The following is a 21,344-nucleotide window of genomic DNA, read 5'->3' on the forward strand; positions in this document are numbered from 1 at the left end:
CCTTATGGCCTGCTAGCCTCTAATAAATTCTTAGAAAGTCTGGAGTCCTTATGTCGTATACCCCTGAGTTGGTTGCCGAACTGGAAATCCTTGTACTCTTCCCCCTGGACAGCACCAAAGAAGGCCTGAAAGTCCATCAGACCGCCTCCCCGACTGCCATCGCCGCTGCCAAACGCCTCCACGCCAAAGGGCTGATCGACCAGCCAGACGGAGGCTACCTGACCAGCCTCGGCCGTGACGCTGCGGAGCAGGCCCAAACCCTGCTGACCATCTTGACCACCGCCCATACCAAAGAAGCTGCCTGACACGTGATATCGCCCATGGAGTCCGCCGATTGCGGATTCCGAGGGCGTTGCTGTGGGTCGATAAAATTCTGACGTCAAAAACCTTTTCCCTCTAAACCTCCTACGCTTCTGACTGTAAACTCCTACATGGCCGCCCACGTCGGGCCCTGCAGCCTGCGAAGCCGAAATGACCCGCACCCATGAAATCCGCCCCGACCTGGACGAAGGCATCGACCGCAAGGTGCTGGCCCAGTTGCGCGCGCGTTTCATGGCCCTCAACGAAGGCCGTATGGCCAGGGCAATCGAGGGGCTGACACCGCGTCAGCAAAGCGTGCTGACACTGCTGCCGCTGTTTTTCCACGTCAACCACCCGCTGTTGCCAGGCTATGTTTCGGGCAGCACGCCTGCCGGGCTGTCGAACTTCGAACCCGACGCCCAGGCCCTGACCGAAGCCCAGCGCCTGACCCGTTCCTTTTCCTATAAGCCGCGCCATGGCAACCCGCCCCGCCCTATCCACGGCCTGTTCTTGATGGGCAGCCTCGGCACCCTGGCCCAGGCGGACCAGAGCGACATGGACGTGTGGGTGTGCCACGCGCCGGACCTGGGCGAAAACGAACTGGCCGAACTGCGCAAGAAATGCCAGTTGCTGGAAACCTGGGCGCTGAGCATGGGGGCCGAGGCGCATTTCTTCCTGATCGAGCCCACACGCTTTGTGCTGGGTGAGCGCGACACCCAGCTCAGCTCCGACGACTGCGGCACCACCCAGCACTACCTGCTGCTGGACGAGTTCTATCGCACCGCCATCTGGCTGGCCGGGCGCACGCCGATCTGGTGGTTGGTGCCGGTGTATGAAGAAACCCGCTATGCCGAGTTCACCCACGCGCTGATCTCCAAGCGCTTTATCCGCGCGGATGAAACCCTCGACCTCGGCCACCTGGCGCACATTCCTCCGGGGGAGTTCATTGGTGCCGGCCTGTGGCAACTGTTCAAGGGCATCGAATCGCCCTACAAGTCCGTGCTCAAGCTGCTGCTCACCGAGGTCTACGCCAGCGAACACCCCAACGTGCAGTGCCTGAGCCTGCGCTTCAAACGCGCGGTATTCGCCAACCAGATGGACCTGGACGAGCTGGACCCTTACATCGTGGTCTACCGCCGCATCGAGGAGCACCTCAAGGCGCGCAACGAGCCGGAACGCCTGGAGCTGGTACGGCGCGCGCTGTACCTGAAGGTCAATCGCAAGCTCAGCGCCGGCAAGGGCAGCACAAGCTGGCAGCGCTTGCTGCTTGAGCGCCTGGCCCATGAATGGGGCTGGGACCAGCGTCAACTGGCGCTGCTGGACAGTCGCAGCCAGTGGAAAGTGCGCCAGGTGGCGTCCGAGCGCCGCGCCCTGGTCAATGAGCTGAACTACAGTTACCGCTTCCTGACCCAGTTTGCCCGCACCGAACAGACCGTCAGCCTGATCAACAAGCGCGACCTCAATGTGCTGGGCCGGCGCCTGTACGCAGCGTTTGAACGCAAGGCCGGCAAGGTCGAGTTCATCAACCCGGGGATCGCCCCGGACCTGGCCGAAGACACCCTCACCCTGGTGCAGTCGCCCAACCGCAAGGAGCCGGGCCAGCACCATTGGGGCCTGTACAACGGCAACCTCACCGCCCTGGAATGGGAGCACTTTGCGCCGATCAAGCGCAGTCGCGATCTGTTGGAGATGCTGACCTGGTGCCATCGCAACGGGGTGATCGACACCAGCACACGCCTGGCCCTGCACCCGGGCACCAGCGACATGACCGAGTTCGAGCTGTTCAACCTGCTCGGCAGCCTGCAGCAGACCATCGCCCTGCCCCTGGCCAGCGTCGACGAAGAACGCCTGCTGCGCTCGGCGGTGCCGGAGGACGTGTTGCTGCTGATTAACGTCGGGGTCGACCCGCTCAAGCATCACCGCGACCTGAACATCCTGATGACCACCGAGCGTACCGACTCCCTGAGCTACGCCGGGGTGCGCGACAATCTGGTGCTGACCCTGGACCAGGTCACGCTCAATAGCTGGAACGAGGTGATGGTCAGCCGCTACGACGGCCCCCACGCCTTGCTCGACTGCCTGCGCGACTACCTCAACCAACTGCCGTCAGATCACCTGCCCCGGCTGCGGGTGCGCTGCTTCTGTCACAATCGTGCGCAATTCATTGCACAGCGCGTCGAGGAAATTTTCGACACGGCGCAAAACCTGCTGCTGGGCCAGGGCAACCATCGCTACCTGCTCCAGGTGCAGCAGCATTATCACGTCATGGAGCTGATGCCGGGGCAAGCCACCCATGTCTCGTTGCCGACCCAGGAGGCGCTGATCGCCTACCTCAGCGAAGAGCTGGCCAGCTACAGCCCGCTGCACCTGGACGCCATGGCCCTGGAGGACCATGACCTGGCACTGCTGCTACCCATGGGTCAGGCCGATTGCGTGCAGGTGTTCTACAGGGTCAACGAGGGGTTCGCCGAGCTGTACGTGCTGGATGAGTTCAATGCGCTGTGGCAACAGCGCCTGCCATTTCATGATGAACAAAGCCTGTTGGCGCCGTTGCAGCGCTTCCTGCAATCGATCATCTATCGTCGCGAGGCGCTCTCGCCCCTGAACACTCAACACCCCTTGGGCGGTGTGCAAACCCTGTATTACCAGTTATTACCGTCTGGCAGTACCCGTGCTCGCGGCATCGAACCACGGCCAGCGCCGCAGAACCCGGCGAACAAGCCGTTCTACGATGTGCAGGCGATCATCGGGAAGGCGGCGCCGGGTTTGGTTGGCATCACCCTGTATTGCAACCAGCGGGAATTTTCCGAGTTGGAATTTGGTGACCAGTTGTTTGCCGTGGTGGCCCAGGAGATTGTCGGGCAGCGCCGCGAGACCGAGCGCTACCGCTGCTACATCACCGACCTCGACCTGTCCGGCCTGCTCGGTGATGTGCAAAGCCCTAGCAACCTGTACCTGCGCTACAAGGCCGAGCTGGAGCTGTCGCTCAACGAGGCGTTGAGCCAGCTTTAGAGAGGAAACGCGCCGCCGTCTTTCGGCTGGCCTTCAACGCTGAGCAATTCCAGCTTGAGGGTCTTGCCACCGGGAGCCGGCCAGTCGATGTGCTGGCCCACTTGCAGGCCCAGCAAGGCGCTGCCCACCGGTGCCAGGATCGAAATCTTGCCCTCGTCGGCATTCGCGTGCTTCGGATAGACCAGGGTCAGATGGTAGTCCTTGCCACTGCCCTGCTCACGGCAATGCACGCTGGAGTTCATGGTCACGACACCCGCAGGCACTTCATCGTGGCCAACCACGTCTTCGGCGCGGTCGAGTTCGGCTTGCAACGCTTCGACGCCGGGAGATTCGTCGCCCAGGCGGTCGATCAGTTGCTCCAGACGCTGCACGTCAAGACGGGTGAGGATGATGGACGGTGCGGTGGTCATGATTCAGGCAGACTCCTTTTTTCTGCACAAAAAAGCAAAACCCCGCCAGAAAAAGGCGGGGTTCTCACGGGCCTCGATGAGTTGAGGCGTACCCGGACACTACCACAGCGTCACAAATAAACAAGACGACCTCAGGCGCGCGCCTTGCGCTGTTCGGCCTCGGCGCAGATCACCCGGCGCCGCGCATCGTCGGCGGAGCGCCATTCCCGGATGTCTTCCACGTGGCGGAAGCAACCGAGGCAGACTTTTTGCTCATCCAGGCGACACAAACTGATACAAGGTGACGGCACCGCCGGGCTGACATTACTGAACAGCGGCTTGGGCGGACGGACGGGTGCAGGCTGGGTCACGGTCAGTTCTCGTCCTGCCCCAACTCATCAAAGTCCAGCGCTTCGCCGGTATATTCCTCGACCAGCCGCGCGAGCATTTCACCCAACAGCTCCTCACTCTTGTCGCACTGCCATTTGCCGCTTTCTTCGTCATAGTCGAAGTGAACGCCACCGGAACGTGCTGCCAGCCACAGCTGACGCAAAGGCTCCTGGCGGCTGAAGATCAATTGCTGACCGCTCTCGAACTTGACGGTCAGCACGCCCGCCGAGTTTTCCAGGTCCACGTCCAGGCCGCTGTCGTCGAAAATATCTTCCAGCGCCTGCTGGGTCGAATCCACCAGGTCGTGAAAACGGGCTTCGGTCAAACTCATTGTGGCAACCTCAAAAGTGTCTGGTTTTGCTCAAGCGCCGCACGATACGGGCGAGCTTCGCCGATTGCAAAGGATACCGATTTCATCACAGGTGACGGCATGAAATATCCTCAGCCAGCGTAGTACGCATCCGAACTCTCTCGGCAAAGCCCCGCCAGACGGGTATTCCAGCGCATAGGCAAGCTGGCGGGTGGTCGGTATACTCGGGCGCAATTAATGCATATTCAAGGATTTCGCCATGAAGCGCCTGATCTCTTCTCTTGCTGCGCTCGTCGCGGTCGCTTGCCTCGTTAGTGCCTGTGGTCAAAAAGGCCCGCTGTACCTGCCCGATGACAGCAAAGACCCGAATGAACAGGCGCAATCGTCGCAAAAGCCAGCCAAAGCGCATAAGCACGACACCTACGAATAAGGGAAACCCATGGACGCTTTTAACTACCGGGACGGCGAGCTGTTCGCGGAAGGCGTGGCGTTGTCCGCGATTGCCCAGCGCTTTGGCACCCCGACCTATGTGTACTCCCGTGCGCATATCGAAGCCCAGTACCGTTCTTTCACCGACGCCCTCGACGGCGTGCCGCACCTGGTGTGCTACGCGGTCAAGGCCAACTCCAACCTGGGTGTACTGAATGTCCTGGCGCGATTGGGCGCTGGTTTTGACATCGTCTCCCGTGGCGAGCTGGAACGTGTGCTGGCCGCTGGCGGCACGGCTGACAAGATCGTGTTCTCCGGTGTCGGCAAGACCCGTGAAGACATGCGCCGCGCCCTGGAAGTCGGCGTGCATTGCTTCAATATCGAATCCACCGACGAGCTCGAACGCCTGCAGGTCGTGGCCGCCGAGATGGGCGTTCGTGCGCCGATTTCCCTGCGCGTCAACCCGGACGTCGACGCCGGCACCCACCCCTACATTTCCACCGGTCTCAAAGAGAACAAGTTCGGCATCGCCATTGCCGACGCCGAGGACGTGTACATCCGCGCCGCCCAGCTGCCGAACCTGGAAGTGCTGGGTGTCGACTGCCATATCGGCTCGCAACTGACCAGCCTGCCGCCGTTCCTGGATGCGCTCGACCGCCTGCTGGCGCTGATCGACCGCCTCGGCGAATGCGGCATCTACCTGCACCACATCGACCTCGGTGGCGGCGTGGGTGTGCGCTACCGCGACGAAGAGCCGCCGCTGATCGCCGACTACATCCAGGCAGTACGCGAGCGCATCGAGGGCCGCGACCTGACGCTGATGTTCGAGCCAGGCCGCTACATCGTGGCCAATGCCGGTGTGCTGCTGACCCAGGTCGAGTACCTCAAGCACACTGAGCACAAGGATTTCGCCATCGTCGACGCGGCGATGAACGACCTTATCCGCCCGGCCCTGTACCAGGCCTGGATGAATGTCACTGCCGTGACGCCTCGCCAAAGCGAAGCCCGCGCCTATGACATCGTCGGCCCGATCTGCGAGACCGGCGACTTCCTCGCCAAGGATCGTCAGCTGGCCCTGGAAGAAGGCGACCTGCTGGCCGTGCATTCGGCCGGTGCCTATGGGTTTGTCATGAGTTCCAACTACAACACCCGCGGTCGTACCGCCGAGGTGCTGGTGGACGGTGATCAAGCGTTTGAAGTGCGTCGCCGCGAGACGGTAGCCGAGTTGTATGCTGGCGAAAGCCTGCTGCCGGAGTAAGCCATGCTGCTGCGTTTTACCAAGATGCACGGGCTGGGCAATGACTTCATGGTCCTGGACCTGGTCAGCCAGCACGCGCATATCCTGCCCAAGCACGCCAAACAGTGGGGCGACCGTCACACCGGGATTGGTTTCGACCAACTGCTGATCGTCGAGGCGCCGAGCAACCCGGAGGTGGATTTCCGCTACCGGATCTTCAACTCCGACGGTTCCGAAGTGGAGCAGTGCGGCAACGGTGCCCGCTGCTTCGCCCGCTTCGTGCTGGACAAGCGCCTGACCGCCAAGCGGCAGATCCGCGTCGAGACCAAGAGCGGCGTGATCGAGCTGGATATCCGCAGCGACGGCCAGATCAGCGTCAACATGGGCGCGCCACGCCTGGTGCCGGCAGACATCCCGTTCCAGGCCACCGAGCAGGCGTCCAGCTACGCGGTCGACGTCGACGGCCAGATCGTCGACCTGGCAGCGGTCTCCATGGGCAACCCCCATGCGGTGCTGCGGGTCAATGACATCAACAACGCCCCCGTGCATGAACTGGGGCCGAAGATCGAACACCACCCGCGCTTTCCGGCACGGGTCAATGTGGGCTTCCTGCAGGTGATCGACCGTTCCCGCGCGCAACTGCGCGTTTGGGAGCGCGGCGCCGGCGAAACCCAGGCCTGCGGCACCGGTGCTTGCGCCGCTGCCGTGGCCGCGATCAGCCAGGGATGGATGGATTCGCCCCTGCTGATCGACCTGCCCGGTGGACGCCTGTCCATCGAATGGGCAGGCCCTGGCCACCCGGTGATGATGACCGGGCCGGCCTCGCGCGTATACGAAGGACAGGTCCGTCTATGAGTGAGCCAAGCCAATGACCGATAAGCCTCAAGTACCCGCACATGCGTCCCCGAGCGAAAGTCTGGAGGCCGCCGCCGTCGCGGCGTACCTTGAGGCTAATCCGGACTTCTTCGTCCAACACGAAGAGTTGCTGCCGGCCCTGCGCATTCCCCACCAGCGTGGCGACACCGTGTCGCTGGTGGAGCGGCAGATGAAGATCCTGCGCGAGCGCAATATCGAAATGCGCCACAAGCTCTCGCACTTGATGGACGTCGCCCGCGACAACGATCGCCTGTTCGAGAAAACCCGCCGCCTGATCCTGACCTTGATGGACGCCACCAGCCTTGAAGAAACCGTCATCGCCGTGGAAGACAGCCTGCGCCAGGACTTTCAGGTGCCGTTTGTCAGCCTGATCCTGTTCAGCGACAACCCGATGCCGGTGGGTCGCTGGGTCAGCGGCGGCGAAGCGCAGACCGCCATTGGCGGCTTGCTGTCCGAAGGCAAGACCATCAGTGGCACCTTGCGTGAGCATGAGCTGGACTTCCTGTTTGGCGCCGAGCAGCGTAAGCAGATCGGCTCCACCGCCGTGGTTGCCCTCAGCCACCAAGGCTTGCATGGCGTACTCGCCATCGCCAGCCGCGACCCTGCGCACTACAAAAGCTCGGTGGGCACGCTGTTCCTGACCTACATCGCCGAAGTGCTGGGCCGCGTGCTGCCACGCTTCACCACCGCCTTGCGCGCGGTGCGCTAGCCATGGAACGGCAACTGGACGCTTATTGCGCTCACCTGCGCAACGAGCGCCAGGTGTCGCCCCATACGCTGGAAGCGTACCGACGGGACTTGAACAAGGTCCTGGCGTACTGCGAAAAGCAGCAGATCAGCAGCTGGAAGGCCCTGGACATCCAGAGCCTGCGCAGCCTGATCGCACGCCTGCACCAGGCCGGGCAATCCTCGCGCAGTCTGTCCCGCCTGCTGTCGGCAGTGCGTGGGCTCTATCACTACTTGAACCGTGAAGGCCTGTGCGATCACGACCCGGCCAATGGCCTGTCGCCGCCCAAAGGCGAACGGCGCCTGCCCAAGACCCTCGACACTGATCGTGCCTTGCAGCTTCTGGACGGTGCTGTCGAAGATGACTTCCTCGCCCATCGCGACCAGGCGATTCTTGAACTGTTCTACTCCTCGGGACTGCGCCTGTCGGAGCTGACCGGCTTGAACCTCGACCAACTGGACCTGGCGGACGGCCTGGTACAAGTACTCGGCAAGGGCAGCAAAACCCGCGTACTGCCAGTGGGCAGGAAGGCCCGGGAAGCCTTGCAACTGTGGTTGCCGCTGCGCGCCCTGGCCAACCCCGTGGACGACGCAGTGTTCATCAGCCAGCAAGGCCGACGCCTGGGGCCACGGGCGATTCAAGTGCGGGTCAAGGCAGCCGGCGAACGCGAGCTGGGGCAGAACCTGCATCCCCATATGCTGCGGCACTCCTTTGCCAGCCATATGCTGGAATCGTCTCAGGACCTGCGCGCAGTGCAGGAACTGCTCGGCCACTCCGACATCAAGACCACGCAGATCTACACCCATCTGGACTTCCAACACCTGGCAACGGTGTACGACAGCGCCCATCCACGGGCCAAACGCATCAAGGGCGGCGACTCATGAGTATCAAGCTGATCACCTTCGACCTGGACGACACGCTCTGGGACAACGTACCGGTCATCATCAGCGCCGAAGCGTCGATGCGCGAATGGCTGGCGGTTAACGCGTCCAAGGTCGGCGACTTGCCTCTGGAGCATTTCGCCAGCCTGCGCCAGCAAGTGCTGGAGCGTCATCCCGAGCTCAAACACCGCATCAGCATCTTGCGGCATCGCGTGTTGATGCATGCGTTCGAAGAGGCCGGATATGCACAACCACAAGCTACGGAAATGGCGGATGTGTGTTTTGAAGCGTTCATTCATGCGCGCCATCAACTCACCCCGTTCCCCGAAGCCGAGCCCATGCTCCAGGCCCTGCGCCAGCACTTCCTGCTGGGGGTGATCACCAACGGCAACGCCGATGTGCAACGCGTTGGCCTGGCCGAATACTTCCACTTTGCCTTGCGTGCCGAAGACATCGGCATTGCCAAGCCGGATGCGCGGTTGTTTCAGGAGGCGTTGCAACGTGGCGGCGTGGACGCGAGCCAGGCGGTGCATATTGGCGATCATCCGGGAGATGACATCGCCGGGGCACAGCAGGCGGGGCTGCGGGCGGTGTGGTTCAACCCGACGGGTAAGGTGTGGGACGCGGATAAGCGCCCGGATGCAGAAATCCGCAGCTTGAACGAGCTGCCGCCACTGCTGCGCAACTGGCAGTAACACCAGCGATCAAAATGTGGGAGCGGGCTTGCTCGCGAATGCGGTGTATCAGTACCAGATGAGCTGGCTGACCCACCGCATTCGCGAGCAAGCCCGCTCCCACATTAGATTCACAGTGACTTGTAGAAAAACTTATTCCAGGCATGAAAAAGCCCGCAGCGACGGCGGGCTCTTTCCTACAAGCAGGTGGCTGACCTCAGATAGGTCGGCTGCCGTACTTGTTATCCGGCTTCTTCGGTGGATCTGCCACCACGTTGGCCTCGACTTCCTGCACTTTGCCGCCTTTGGCGAGGAATTCTTCCATCGCACGGGCCAGCGCATCGCGCTCTTTGTTCTTGGCTTCAACGCTCGGCAGTTCGTCTACCGACACAGCAGCCTTGGCTTTGCCTTTGGCGGCTGGAGCAGGTACATCATCGCCACCGTCGTCGTCAGCAACGTCTTCCGCCGCCGCTTCAAGACCTTCTTCGGTGTCGTCTTCGTCACCTACTTCGAGTTCGTCGTTTTCCAGATCATCGTCGCTCATGTTCTACCTCATGACTTGCGAAAAGCAGATTAGTTATAGCCCAGCTTCACCAACTGTCGAAGGCTGCCGGAAAAAAATCAACATCCACTGGATTTCCAGTGGCTTATGCCTCTTCACCGTGCAAGGTGACGAGGACTTTACGAGCACCGCCATGATCACGGTGCTCGCCCAGATAAACACCTTGCCAGGTCCCCATCGCCAAGCGGCCGGCCTTGACCGGCAAACTCAGCTGGCAGCCCAGGAGACTGGCCTTGAAGTGCGCCGGCAGGTCATCCGGACCTTCGTCGTTGTGTTCGAATCCGGCGCGGCCTTGCGGCACCAGCGAATTGAAGTAACGCTCGAAGTCACGGCGAACCGCCGGATCGGCATTCTCGTTGACGGTCAACGAGGCCGAGGTGTGCTGCAGCCACAGGTGCAAAAGCCCCACACGACAGGCCTTCAATTCAGGCAAGCCGGCCAGCAACTCATCGGTCACCAAGTGAAAGCCCCGGGGCTTTGCCCGCAGGGTAATCAGGGTCTGTTGCCACATACAGTTCTCCGCCCATCGGCGCGCATTCTAGCGCGCTCTGGGAAAAAACAAAGTGTCGAATACGCCTACATGCCTGTAAGACATTCGCATGCTCAAAAGTGCCGCGTGCGCCCCATCACAAACTCGACGCAAAAACCGGTACAGCGCCCTATGACTGACAAACACCAGACAAAAAAATGCCCGGCAAGCCGGGCATCTTTTTTTCGCGTACTTACAAGTTGTAGCCGCGTTCGTTGTGTTGCGCCAGGTCGAGGCCAACCGCCTCTTCTTCTTCGGTAACCCGCAGACCCATCACGGCATCCAGCACCTTGAGGATGATGAAGGTCACGATGGCCGTGTAGATCACGGTGAAGCCGACGCCTTTGCACTGGATCCAGACTTGCGCCGCGATGTCAGTGGTGGCCGCGTTGAAGCCGCCCAGCGAAGGGGCAGCGAACACGCCGGTCAGGATCGCGCCGAGGATACCGCCGATGCCGTGCACGCCGAAGGCGTCCAGGGAGTCGTCGTAGCCCAGTTTGCGTTTCAGGGTAGTGGCGCAGAAGAAGCACACCACGCCCGCTGCCAGGCCGATCACCAGGGCGCCCATCGGGCCCACGGTGCCAGCGGCCGGAGTGATTGCGACCAGGCCAGCCACGACACCCGAGGCGATGCCCAGTGCGCTTGGCTTACCGTGGGTGACCCACTCGGCGAACATCCAGCCCAGGGCCGCAGCAGCGGTCGCGATCTGGGTAACCAGCATCGCCATGCCGGCAGTGCCGTTAGCCGCCGCAGCGGAACCGGCGTTGAAGCCGAACCAGCCGACCCACAGCATCGCCGCGCCCACCAGGGTGTAACCCAGGTTGTGCGGTGCCATTGGCGTGGTCGGGAAACCTTTGCGCTTGCCCAGTACCAGGCACGCCACCAGGCCAGCCACACCGGCGTTGATGTGCACCACGGTGCCGCCAGCGAAGTCCAGCACGCCCCAGTCGCCCAGCAACGAACCCGGACCGCCCCATACCATGTGGGCAATCGGCGCGTAGACCAGGGTGAACCAGACGCCCATGAAGATCAGCATCGCGGAGAACTTCATGCGCTCGGCGAAAGCACCGACGATCAGCGCAGGGGTGATGATGGCGAAGGTCATCTGGAAGGTGACGAACACCGCTTCAGGGAACAGCGCCGCAGGGCCGGTGATGCTTGCCGGGGTGACGCCCGACAGGAACAACTTGGACAGGCCGCCCACGAAGGAGTTGAAGTTGACGACGCCTGCTTCCATGCCGGTGGTGTCGAACGCCATGCTGTAGCCGTAGACGAACCACAGAATGGTGATCAGGCCGGTGATGGCGAAGCACTGCATCATCACGGACAGAATGTTTTTGGAGCGAACCATGCCGCCGTAGAACAGCGCCAGGCCCGGAATGGTCATGAACAGTACCAGCGCGGTGGATGTGAGCATCCACGCGGTGTCGCCGGAATTGAGGACTGGAGCAGGGGCTGGATCCGCCGCCAATGCCAGGGCCGGCATTACGAGGGACAACAGGGCTCCTAGCCCTGCGAATTTACGCAGAGTCATATTGTTTTCTCCTGGGGCGTTGGGGTTTGGCGGCTTAGATTGCGTCGGTATCGGTTTCGCCGGTACGGATGCGAATAGCCTGTTCCAGATTGACCACGAAGATCTTGCCGTCACCGATCTTGCCGGTGTTGGCGGCCTTGGTTATCGCCTCGATAACCCGGTCAAGATCCTTGTCGTCAATGGCGACATCAATCTTCACCTTCGGCAGGAAATCGACCACGTATTCCGCGCCGCGATACAGCTCGGTGTGACCCTTCTGCCGACCGAAGCCTTTGACCTCAGTAACGGTAATGCCCTGCACGCCGATCTCGGACAACGACTCGCGTACATCGTCCAACTTGAACGGCTTGATGATGGCAGTGACTAGCTTCATGAAAACTCTCTCCCGAATTGGTGGACTTGCCCCAGGAAAACAAACCCGTCTCAAGTCTAAGCGCAGTGCCTGGCTTTGTAACGCGTCGTCGCCTCGGCATTTGCCTTTGCGACGCCAGCGAACCACTGGTGACGAAACCTGTACCCCTGATCCGTCGGCGCACTGCATTCGTCACAGCGACTGCATCAGTGCATGGGTCATGATCGTCTAAGCAGAAACCTTGCCAGCTCCGTAAAAATCACTGAAATCAGTCCTTTGCCCACTTATGCCCACCTCCGGGGCTTTTTCGCGGCGGCAATGCGCACAAAAACAGTGCGCCACTGCCCGCCCCACTGCGCGAAAAGCGTGCGCGCCCGCCCGTGAAAAAGACTATAGACGGTGCGTGGTACACTGCTGGCCAACAGTTTTCCGGAATATTTCCCATGCTCGCGCCCAAAGACCTCCTCGACGCCCTGAGCGGCCACGCCTCTCGCCTGTTCAGCGGCGACACCCCGCTGCCCCGCAACGAAATCGAAAGCCAGTTCAAGGCGCTGCTGCAAAGCGGCTTCAGCAAACTCGACCTGGTCAGCCGGGAAGAGTTTGATAGCCAGATGGTCGTGCTGGCCCGTACGCGTGCACGGCTGGAGAGCCTGGAGGCGAAGGTGGCAGAGCTGGAAGCACGGCTGACACCGCCCACTGAATAACGCCGCCCTCTGTAGGAGCTGGCTTGCCAGCGATGAGGCCCTCAGGCTCAACACCTGCCTCCAGGTCGCCATCGCCGGCAAGCCGGCTCCTACAGGTTACCGATACGTTCTGTAAAACCTCCCCCGCCTCGCTCTCTCCCACCTCGTCTACCCTTGAAAAACCGCAGGAAGCGGCCCTCCATTCAAGGAACGAGCATGTCCCTCGCCATCGTCCACAGCCGCGCCCAAATCGGCGTTGAAGCCCCTGCCGTCACCGTCGAAGTGCACATGGCCAACGGCCTGCCATCCCTGACCCTGGTCGGCCTGCCCGAAACCGCCGTCAAGGAGAGCAAAGACCGCGTACGCAGCGCGATCCTCAACAGCGCACTGCAATACCCCGCCCGCCGTATCACCCTCAACCTCGCGCCCGCCGACCTGCCCAAGGACGGCGGGCGTTTTGATCTGGCGATTGCCCTGGGGATTCTCGCGGCCAGCGTGCAGGTGCCGTCGTTGATGCTCGACGATGTGGAATGCCTGGGGGAACTTGCGCTGTCGGGCGAGGTGCGCGCAGTGAAGGGAGTGTTGCCAGCTGCGCTGGCGGCACGCAAGGCCGGGCGCACCGTGATAGTGCCCCGGGCGAATGCCGAGGAGGCGTGCCTGGCGGCGGGGTTGAAGGTGATCGCGGCGGACCATCTGCTGCAAGTGGTGGCGCACCTCAATGGGCATCAGCCCATCGAGCCCTACACATCTGATGGTTTGCAGTACCTGAACAAACCTTACCCGGACTTGAGCGAAGTCCAGGGTCAACTGGCAGCCAAGCGTGCGCTGCTGATCGCGGCGGCGGGCGCGCATAACCTGCTGTTGAGCGGGCCACCCGGTACGGGCAAGACCTTGCTCGCCAGCCGCCTGCCGGGCCTGCTGCCACCGCTGAGTGAACAGGAAGCCCTGGAAGTCGCGGCAATTCAGTCCGTCGTCAGCCTGGCTCCCTTGAGCCACTGGCCTCATAGGCCATTTCGTCAGCCCCACCATTCGGCGTCCGGCCCGGCCTTGGTGGGGGGCGGGTCGAAGCCGCAGCCGGGGGAGATCACACTGGCCCATCACGGTGTGCTGTTCCTGGATGAACTGCCGGAGTTCGATCGCAAGGTGCTTGAGGTGCTGCGTGAACCCCTGGAGTCGGGGCACATCGTGATTTCCCGCGCTCGCGACCGGGTGAGTTTCCCGGCACGCTTCCAGCTGGTGGCGGCCATGAACCCCTGCCCTTGCGGCTACCTGGGCGAACCCAGTGGGCGCTGCCGCTGCACACCGGAACAGATACAACGCTACCGCAACAAGCTCTCCGGGCCGCTGCTGGACCGCATCGACCTGCACCTGACCGTTGCACGGGAAAGCACAGCGCTGAACCCGACACCGCAGGCCGGCGACGATACCGCCAGTGCATCCAAGCAGGTCTGCGCAGCCCGTGAACGCCAGCAACGGCGCCAGGGTTGTGCCAATGCCTTTCTGGACCTACCGGGGTTACGCCAGCACTGCCAGCTGTCGAAGGTCGATGAAGGCTGGCTGGAGACCGCCTGCGAGCGGCTGACCTTGTCCCTGCGGGCGGCTCACAGGCTGCTGAAAGTAGCGCGGACCCTGGCCGACCTTGAGCAGACAGACGCAATCGCACGCCATCACCTGCAAGAGGCCCTGCAATATCGGCCGGCAGCCATCACCTGAGCGCAACACCTACCAGGGTAGGAGCCGGCTTGCCGGCGCCTACAGGGGGCGGGGTGTCAGCGGAAGCGGTCGACCTCTTGGCGCAAGCCCGCCGCCAGGGTTTCCAGTTCCTTGGCGGTGATCGCCAGGTTCGACACCACTTCACGCTGTTCGCTGTTGGCCAGCGCAATGCTTTGCAGGTTGCTGCTGAGCACGTTCGCGGTGCTGCTCTGTTCCTGGGTAGCGGTGGTGATCGCCGCAAATTGCTGACCGGCCGAGCGGCTTTGCTCGTCGATGCGCGCCAGGGCCGAAGCCACGTCGGCGTTACGCGACAGGCCTTCTTGCATCAACACATTGCCGCGCTCCATGGTGCTGATGGCGTTGCCGGTTTCCTGCTGGATGCTCTGGATCATCCCGGAGATTTCATCAGTGGCCTCACGGGTACGCGACGCCAGGTTGCGCACCTCGTCGGCGACCACCGCGAAACCACGGCCTTGCTCGCCGGCCCGTGCAGCTTCGATGGCGGCGTTGAGCGCCAACAGGTTGGTCTGCTCGGCAATCGAGGTGATCACTCCCACAATCCCGCCGATTTCCTGGGAGCGTTGGCCCAAGGTGTTGATCACCGTGGCCGTGCTGTTCAGTGCCGTGGCGATATGTTCCAGCGACGACGAGGCTTCTTGCATCGAGGTGCGACCGATGCGGGTCTGCTGGGCATTTTCCTGGGCCAGGCGTTCGGTGTTGCCCATGTTGTCGGCAATGTTCAGCGAGGTGGCACTGAACTCTTCCACTGCGCCGGCCATGCTGGTGATCTCGCCGGACTGCTGTTCCATGCCTTCATAAGCGCCACCGGACAACCCGGACAAGGCCTGTGCCCGGCTGTTGACCTCTTCGGCCGCCTTGCGGATGTGCGAGACCATGGTCGACAAGGCTTCACCCATCTGGTTGAAGCTGCGCGCCAACTGGCCGATTTCGTCATGGCTGGCCACGTTCAAGCGTGCGCTCAAATCGCCGGCGCCCAGGGCTTCGGCCTGGCGCACCAGGTCACTCAACGGCTGCAGTTTGCTGCGCAGCAGCCAGACCGCCGCGCCGACCGCCAGCAGCATTGCCAGCACGCTGCCGATCACCAGGCGAATACCTACCGCCCAAGTGACTGCGCGGATCTCGGACTTCGGCATGCTCGCCACCACCGACCACGGGCCGCCTTCGAACGGCACCGAGACGCTGTAGAAATCTTCGTTCTTGTCACTCCAGAAGCGGCCTTCACCGGGCTTCTTCGCCAGGTCGAGCATCACCGGGATCGCCTGATCCAGCGCCTGCACGCCCGCCGGTGGCACCAACCAATGTTTCTGTTCGTCCAACAGCGCCAGCGAGCCGGTCTGGCCGATACGGAAGCGCTTGAGGTTGTCGAACTGGGCCTTCTGCTCGTCGGTGTAGTCAAAGCCGATGAACAACACGGCGATGACCTTGCCGCTGGCGTCACGCACCGGGGTGTACTGGGTCATGTAGGAGCGGTCGAACAGCACGGCCCGGCCCACGTAATTCTGCCCTGACAGCAGGCGCTGGTACGCCGGGTGCTGGTGGTCGAGCACGGTACCGATGGCCCGGTTGCCGTCCTGCTTGGTCAGCGAGGTGCTGATACGAATGAAGTCCTCGCCGCTGCGCACGAACACCGTGGCCACGCCGCCGGACATCTGCTTGAACTCATCCACTTCATCAAAGTTGTTGTTCAGCACCTCCTCGCCCAGGTACAGGCTTGGGGTTTGCACGCCGGCCACGGTGACTGGCTGGTCTGCACGCACGCTCAGGCCGGCGCCGAAGCGCTTTTCGAACAGCCCGCTCAAACGCTGGGTACTCTCGCGCAAGGTGCTGTGGAAGGTATTGAGTTGGTCGGCCAGCAAACGCGCCTCGCTGGCCAGGTGTTCCTCGCGGGTGTCGAGGTTGGCCGAGTCGAGGGAACGCAAGGCAAAGACGGTACTGCCGCTGATGACGACAGCCAGAATAACGGCCAAGGCGAGGCCTAGTTGGGAGGCGATCCGAGCGCGAGGTTGAGACATGACAGCTCCTGGCCGAGGCCAGGATCATCCTGATCTCATAGCGCTGCTCGGCAAATTATCTGGTGGGAAACGTTGGTGCACGATGGTTCCAACACACCTTCTTCGGCGGGCGCGGGCAATACTTGAGCGATTCACAGGGGTATCGCGCAAACGATTGCACGAACGGTAGGCCGCGCATCAGTCGAGGCGCTGCACCTGAGGCAATTCCATGGCCTTGACTTCGCCCTGAAGAAACTCCGCCAAACGTCGCAGCCGCTCTCCCCCGGGGCGGGTTTTCGGCCACACCAAGTAATAGTTTTCACCACTGGCGACTGCGGTGGGCCACGGCAGGCTCAACCGCCCCTGAGCCACGTCCTCCGCCACCATCAGCAGGTCGCCCATGGACACCCCGTAGCCCCGCGCGGCAGCGATCATGCCCAGTTCAAGGGTATCGAACACCTGCCCGCCCTTGAGCGACACCTGGGACGACAAGCCCATGCGCTCCAGCCAATTGCGCCAGTCGCGGCGGTCGGGCGTGGGATGCAGCAACTCGGCGGTGGCCAGGCGCGCTGCATCCCAGGGCCCATCCTCAAGCAGGTTGGGCGCCCCCACTGGAATCAGCAACTCGGGGAACAGGTAACTGGCTTCCCAATCGGCCGGGAAATGTCCGTAGCTCAGCAGCACCGCACAATCGAACGGCTCCTGATTGAAGTCCACCTCATCCACGCTCATCCACGCACTGGTCAGTTGCACCTCGTTGCCCGGCTGCAACGCCCGGAAACGACTGAGCCGCGCCAGCAGCCAGCGCATGGTCAGGGTCGAGGGTGCTTTCATGCGCAGGATGTCGTCTTCGGCATTCAGTGTATGGCAGGCCCGCTCCAGCGCGGCAAAGCCTTCACGCACGCCGGGCAACAGCAGGCGCGCCGCTTCGGTGAGTTGCAGGGTGCGCCCGCTGCGCTGGAACAGGCGACAGGCAAAATGCTCTTCCAGCGTACGGATATGCCGGCTGACCGCACTCTGGGTGATCGACAGCTCCTCGGCGGCGCGCGTGAAGGAGTTATGCCGGGACGCAGCCTCAAATGCACGCAGGGCATAAAGCGGAGGGAGGCGGCGCGACATACGGAAAACTCCTACAAACCAAAGCAGCACCCTAGCAGAATCCGTATACATGAGTATTAGTCATGCGAACGATCGCTTTTATCCTTTTGTGCAATGCACCAGGAGCGCCGAGAATCGACCCTTCCCCACCCCTCTGACTTTTCGAGCGTGATGATCATGCAGCATCCGGCGCGTACCGAACTCTGGGCCATCCTGCGGCTGTCAGGGCCGTTGATTGCCTCACAGTTGGCGCACATGCTGATGGTGCTGACCGACACCCTGATGATGGCCCGCCTGAGCCCCGAAGCCCTGGCCGGTGGTGGCCTGGGCGCGGCCAGCTATTCCTTTGTGTCGATTTTCTGCATCGGCGTGATTGCTGCCGTGGGCACCCTGGTGGCCATTCGGCACGGCGCGGGCGATATCGACGGCGCCACCCGCCTGACCCAGGCCGGGCTGTGGCTGGCGTGGCTGATGGCGCTGGCGGCGGGTCTGCTGCTGTGGAACCTCAAGCCGCTGTTGCTGATGTTTGGCCAGACCGAAGCCAACGTGCACTCGGCCGGGCAATTCCTGACGATCCTGCCGTTTGCCCTGCCGGGTTTCCTCAGTTTCATGACACTGCGCGGTTTTACCAGCGCGATTGGCAAGGCGCAGCCGGTGATGGTGATCAGCCTGTGCGGTGCGGTGGCCAACTACCTGCTCAACCACGCACTGATAGAAGGCATGTTCGGCCTGCCGAAACTGGGGCTGATGGGCATTGGCCTGGTCACCGCCCTTGTCGCCAACAGCATGGCCCTGGCGCTGTGGTGGTACATCCGCAGCAATCGGACCTACTCGGCCTACCCGCTGGGCAAAGGCCTGCTGCGTCTCAACACCCAGTATTTGCGCGAGCTGTGGCGCCTAGGCCTGCCGATCGGCGGCACCTATGCGGTGGAAGTCGGATTGTTTGCCTTCGCCGCGCTGTGCATGGGCACCATGGGCAGCACGCAGTTGGCGGCGCACCAGATTGCCCTGCAGATCGTGTCGGTGGCCTTTATGGTGCCGGCCGGCATGTCCTACGCGGTGACCATGCGCATCGGCCAGCACTACGGCGCCGAGCAGTTGCTGCAGGCACGCCTGGCCGGGCGGGTGGGCATCGGGTTTGGCGCGGCAGTGATGTTGGCATTTGCGGCAGTGCTGTGGCTGTTTTCCGACCCGCTGATCGGGCTGTTCCTCGACCATAACGATCCGGCCTTCCACGACGTGATCGTGCTGGCTGTCAGCCTGTTGGCAGTGGCGGCGTGGTTTGAGCTGTTCGACGGCGTGCAGACCATCGCAATGGGCTGCATCCGTGGGCTGAAGGACGCCAAGACCACCTTCCTGGTGGGGTTGGGTTGCTACTGGTTGATCGGCGCGCCGTCGGCCTGGTGGATGGCCTTCCACCTGGGCTGGGGCCCGACCGGGGTGTGGTGGGGGCTGGCCCTGGGCCTGGCCTGCGCGGCCATCAGCCTGACCTGGGCATTCGAAGCGAAGATGAAACGCATGATCCGCAAAAACCCTGAGACCCGCGCTGAATTCCAGGCAATGCAGCCTGACTAGAGGACGTGCGCGGTCAGATAACTCATCTGGTGCTGATACACCGCCATCGCAGGCAAGCCAGCTCCCACAGTTTTATCCGCGTTGTGTCAGACGGCAGCGGCGCAGATCAGGATTATCGCCTGAAGAAGCTGGGGATCCACCGGTCCAAATGTGGGAGCTGGCAAGCCGGTTCCTACAGTTGGTGGGGTTCGCCATTCAGCCCAGCAGGGCCTGCTGGCCCTTGCCGAAGGTCAGGTATTCAACCAGCTCCGGCAACGGCAACGGTTTGCTGATCAGGTAACCCTGGGCCTGGTCGCAGCCAAACAAACGCAACAGCGCCAGTTGCTCAGGGGTTTCCACACCTTCGGCCACCACTTCCAGGTTCAGGTTGTGGGCCAGGTTGATCATCGCGTGCACCAGCTTGCGGTTCTCTTCACGCTCTTCCATGCCGCCGACGAAGCTCTTGTCGATCTTCAGCAAGGCAATCGGCAGGCTGTTGAGGTGCACGAACGAGGAAAAACCGGTGCCGAAGTCATCCAGGGAAAACCGCACGCCCAAACGGCCGAGTGCGTCCATGGTCTGCTTGACCAGATCACTGCGGCGCATCACGGCGGTTTCGGTCAGCTCGAACTCCAGCCATTGCGCTTCAACACCGCGCTCGGCAATCAGCCGGCTGAGGGTGGAAAGCAACTGGCTGTCCTGGAACTGGCGGAACGACAGGTTGACCGCCATGTGCAACGGCGGCAGGCCGCGTTCGCGCAAGTCCTGCATGTCGCGCAGGGCCCGGGAAATCACCCAGTAGCCCAGGGGCACGATCAGGCCGCTCTGCTCGGCCAGGGGCACGAATTCACTCGGCGGCAACAGGCCGCGCTCACCGTGGCGCCAACGCACCAGGGCTTCCAGGCCGACGATATGCCCATCGTCCAGGTCCAGGCGCGGTTGGTAATGCAGTTCCAGTTCATCCCGACGCAGGGCACGGCGCAGCTCACTTTCCAGGTCGGCCAGGCTGCGCGCGTTGCGGTTGATGCGCTCGTTGAAGATATGAAAGGTGCAACCCTGGGTGCTCTTGGCTTGCTGCATGGCGATATGCGCGTGCCACATCAGCGGGTCAGCACCGGCACGGGCGCGAGCATGGGCCACGCCCAGGCTGCAGCCGATCAGCAGGCTCTCGCCATCGACCCAGTAGGGCTCGGCCATGACTTCGGTGATGCGCTCGGCCATCCACTCGGCGCGCTGGGGCGCACGGCGGGTGTCGATCAGCAGGGCGAATTCATCGCTGCCCAGGCGTGCCAGTTGGTCCCCGGCCTCAAGCTGGCTCTTGAGCCGCGAGACCACTTGCAGGATCAACCGGTCGCCGGCCTGGTGGCCGAGGGCGTCGTTGGCGTGGCGGAAATTGTCGAGGTCCAGATGCCCGAGGGCCAGGCCGCGGCCTTCGTTCTCGGCCAGTCGCGCCGCGAGCAAGGTCTGGAAGCCCTGTCGATTGGCAATACCGGTGAGCGGGTCCTGTTCGGCCAGGCGCTGCAAGGTGTTTTCCAGCACACCCCGCTCGCGCACATGGCGCAGGCAGCGGCGCAGTGTATCGGCGTCCAATACATCACGGATCAGCCAATCGCTGACACCGAGGGGCGACACCAGCGGCTCCTGCTCCAGCAGCAATACACAAGGCAAGCTGCAGCGGCCCGGACCGGGTTGCAGGTGGGGAGTGGTCAACAGCACGGCACCGTGGTCGTCATCGAACAGACGGCTCACGGAATCCCAATTTGGCGCACTGATCAGCACAGCCCCATCGCCCATCGGCGCCAGGCACTCGCGCAATAACGCTGCCCACGCGGGCTCATCGGCCAGCAGCAGCAAACGCAAGGGTTCGACAGGCGTAGACAAGCTAGCTCCCTAGACTCTGCAAGAATTCGTTGGCGGCGGGCATTATGACGTGCGGCCTGATAATCACCAATGATAGGGGTTATCAAATACGCCGGCTGTAAACATTCGTCTTGGCCCAAACCACAAAAAGCCCACCACATCCTGCGGCAAAGTATCAAAACCGGCAAATTTAGATCGAGTGGTACGTCACACTGTCGTTCT

Annotated in this window: 21 protein-coding genes; 11 read left to right on the forward strand and 10 right to left on the reverse strand. The window is 62.4% G+C overall.

Features of this window, described 5'->3' with window-relative positions:
• The first annotated feature begins 50 nt into the window (after positions 1-50).
• Positions 51-305, forward strand: a complete 255-nt coding sequence (locus M2394_RS09855) for a TIGR02647 family protein (protein WP_178920288.1) — start codon at positions 51-53, stop codon at positions 303-305.
• Between the two features lie 166 nt (positions 306-471).
• Positions 472-3,312: a class I adenylate cyclase gene (locus M2394_RS09860; protein ID WP_178920291.1), complete on the forward strand. Its 2,841-nt coding sequence runs from the start codon at positions 472-474 to the stop codon at positions 3,310-3,312.
• On the opposite strand, the gene rnk is transcribed toward M2394_RS09860, so the two are convergent.
• The 3 genes from rnk to cyaY all read right to left on the reverse strand — a co-directional run bounded on the left by rnk (position 3,309) and on the right by cyaY (position 4,422).
• The gene (gene rnk, locus M2394_RS09865; RefSeq protein ID WP_135311347.1) at positions 3,309-3,722 is read right to left on the reverse strand and encodes a nucleoside diphosphate kinase regulator; all 414 of its coding nucleotides are present in this window, start codon (positions 3,720-3,722) and stop codon (positions 3,309-3,311) included. The genes M2394_RS09860 and rnk overlap by 4 nt on opposite strands.
• A 131-nt stretch (positions 3,723-3,853) precedes the next feature.
• Positions 3,854-4,072 (reverse strand): DUF1289 domain-containing protein, encoded by a 219-nt coding sequence (locus M2394_RS09870; RefSeq protein ID WP_046070059.1) that lies wholly within the window; start codon positions 4,070-4,072, stop codon positions 3,854-3,856.
• Between the two features lie 2 nt (positions 4,073-4,074).
• Positions 4,075-4,422 carry an iron donor protein CyaY gene (gene cyaY / locus M2394_RS09875; RefSeq protein ID WP_016975873.1) on the reverse strand — a complete coding sequence of 116 codons (348 nt, stop codon included), beginning with the start codon at positions 4,420-4,422 and terminating at the stop codon, positions 4,075-4,077.
• Positions 4,423-4,660: 238 nt separating this feature from the next.
• Between cyaY and M2394_RS09880 the strand changes: the two genes are divergently transcribed.
• From M2394_RS09880 to M2394_RS09905, 6 genes are read left to right on the forward strand one after another with little or no spacing between them, the layout of a single operon-like run.
• Positions 4,661-4,831 (forward strand): LPS translocon maturation chaperone LptM, encoded by a 171-nt coding sequence (locus M2394_RS09880; protein ID WP_034110232.1) that lies wholly within the window; start codon positions 4,661-4,663, stop codon positions 4,829-4,831.
• Positions 4,832-4,840: 9 nt separating this feature from the next.
• The gene (gene lysA, locus M2394_RS09885; RefSeq protein WP_178920292.1) at positions 4,841-6,088 is read left to right on the forward strand and encodes a diaminopimelate decarboxylase; all 1,248 of its coding nucleotides are present in this window, start codon (positions 4,841-4,843) and stop codon (positions 6,086-6,088) included.
• Positions 6,089-6,091: 3 nt separating this feature from the next.
• On the forward strand, positions 6,092-6,922 hold the full coding sequence (dapF, locus tag M2394_RS09890; protein ID WP_178920294.1) for a diaminopimelate epimerase: 831 nt from the start codon (positions 6,092-6,094) through the stop codon (positions 6,920-6,922).
• Positions 6,923-6,935: 13 nt separating this feature from the next.
• The gene (locus tag M2394_RS09895) at positions 6,936-7,652 is read left to right on the forward strand and encodes a DUF484 family protein (protein WP_259172369.1); all 717 of its coding nucleotides are present in this window, start codon (positions 6,936-6,938) and stop codon (positions 7,650-7,652) included.
• Between the two features lie 2 nt (positions 7,653-7,654).
• The gene (gene xerC / locus M2394_RS09900) at positions 7,655-8,554 is read left to right on the forward strand and encodes a tyrosine recombinase XerC (RefSeq protein WP_178920298.1); all 900 of its coding nucleotides are present in this window, start codon (positions 7,655-7,657) and stop codon (positions 8,552-8,554) included.
• A complete protein-coding gene (locus tag M2394_RS09905; protein ID WP_178920300.1) occupies positions 8,551-9,246 on the forward strand; it encodes an HAD family hydrolase in 696 nt (231 codons plus the stop codon). Before xerC ends, M2394_RS09905 begins: the two co-directional genes overlap by 4 nt.
• Positions 9,247-9,442: 196 nt before the next feature.
• Here M2394_RS09905 and sutA read toward each other — a convergent pair whose 3' ends face one another.
• The 4 genes from sutA to glnK all read right to left on the reverse strand — a co-directional run bounded on the left by sutA (position 9,443) and on the right by glnK (position 12,223).
• Entirely contained in the window at positions 9,443-9,769 is a 327-nt protein-coding gene (sutA, locus tag M2394_RS09910; protein ID WP_178920302.1) for a transcriptional regulator SutA, read from the reverse strand.
• A gap of 103 nt (positions 9,770-9,872) precedes the next feature.
• Positions 9,873-10,298, reverse strand: a complete 426-nt coding sequence (locus M2394_RS09915; protein ID WP_178920304.1) for a secondary thiamine-phosphate synthase enzyme YjbQ — start codon at positions 10,296-10,298, stop codon at positions 9,873-9,875.
• Positions 10,299-10,509: 211 nt separating this feature from the next.
• Positions 10,510-11,850, reverse strand: coding sequence for an ammonium transporter (locus M2394_RS09920; RefSeq protein ID WP_176994434.1), 1,341 nt, complete (start codon positions 11,848-11,850; stop codon positions 10,510-10,512).
• Between the two features lie 34 nt (positions 11,851-11,884).
• Complete coding sequence (gene glnK / locus M2394_RS09925) at positions 11,885-12,223, reverse strand: P-II family nitrogen regulator (RefSeq protein WP_002555808.1); 339 nt, start codon at positions 12,221-12,223, stop codon at positions 11,885-11,887.
• Between the two features lie 422 nt (positions 12,224-12,645).
• On the opposite strand from glnK, the gene M2394_RS09930 reads away from it, so the two are divergent.
• Entirely contained in the window at positions 12,646-12,906 is a 261-nt protein-coding gene (locus M2394_RS09930; protein WP_025856328.1) for an accessory factor UbiK family protein, read from the forward strand.
• A gap of 195 nt (positions 12,907-13,101) precedes the next feature.
• Entirely contained in the window at positions 13,102-14,598 is a 1,497-nt protein-coding gene (locus tag M2394_RS09935) for a YifB family Mg chelatase-like AAA ATPase (protein ID WP_259172371.1), read from the forward strand.
• A 56-nt stretch (positions 14,599-14,654) separates the two neighbouring features.
• On the opposite strand, the gene M2394_RS09940 is transcribed toward M2394_RS09935, so the two are convergent.
• Positions 14,655-16,631 (reverse strand): methyl-accepting chemotaxis protein, encoded by a 1,977-nt coding sequence (locus tag M2394_RS09940; protein ID WP_178920308.1) that lies wholly within the window; start codon positions 16,629-16,631, stop codon positions 14,655-14,657.
• 177 nt (positions 16,632-16,808) lie between these two features.
• Positions 16,809-17,729, reverse strand: a complete 921-nt coding sequence (locus tag M2394_RS09945; RefSeq protein WP_178920309.1) for a LysR substrate-binding domain-containing protein — start codon at positions 17,727-17,729, stop codon at positions 16,809-16,811.
• A gap of 150 nt (positions 17,730-17,879) precedes the next feature.
• On the opposite strand from M2394_RS09945, the gene M2394_RS09950 reads away from it, so the two are divergent.
• Positions 17,880-19,283, forward strand: a complete 1,404-nt coding sequence (locus M2394_RS09950) for a NorM family multidrug efflux MATE transporter (RefSeq protein ID WP_178920310.1) — start codon at positions 17,880-17,882, stop codon at positions 19,281-19,283.
• A 195-nt stretch (positions 19,284-19,478) separates the two neighbouring features.
• On the opposite strand, the gene M2394_RS09955 is transcribed toward M2394_RS09950, so the two are convergent.
• Complete coding sequence (locus M2394_RS09955) at positions 19,479-21,143, reverse strand: bifunctional diguanylate cyclase/phosphodiesterase (protein ID WP_259172374.1); 1,665 nt, start codon at positions 21,141-21,143, stop codon at positions 19,479-19,481.
• Between the last annotated feature and the right edge of the window lie 201 nt (positions 21,144-21,344).

This window comes from Pseudomonas sp. BIGb0164 (assembly GCF_024810135.1).
Lineage (GTDB): Bacteria > Pseudomonadota > Gammaproteobacteria > Pseudomonadales > Pseudomonadaceae > Aquipseudomonas.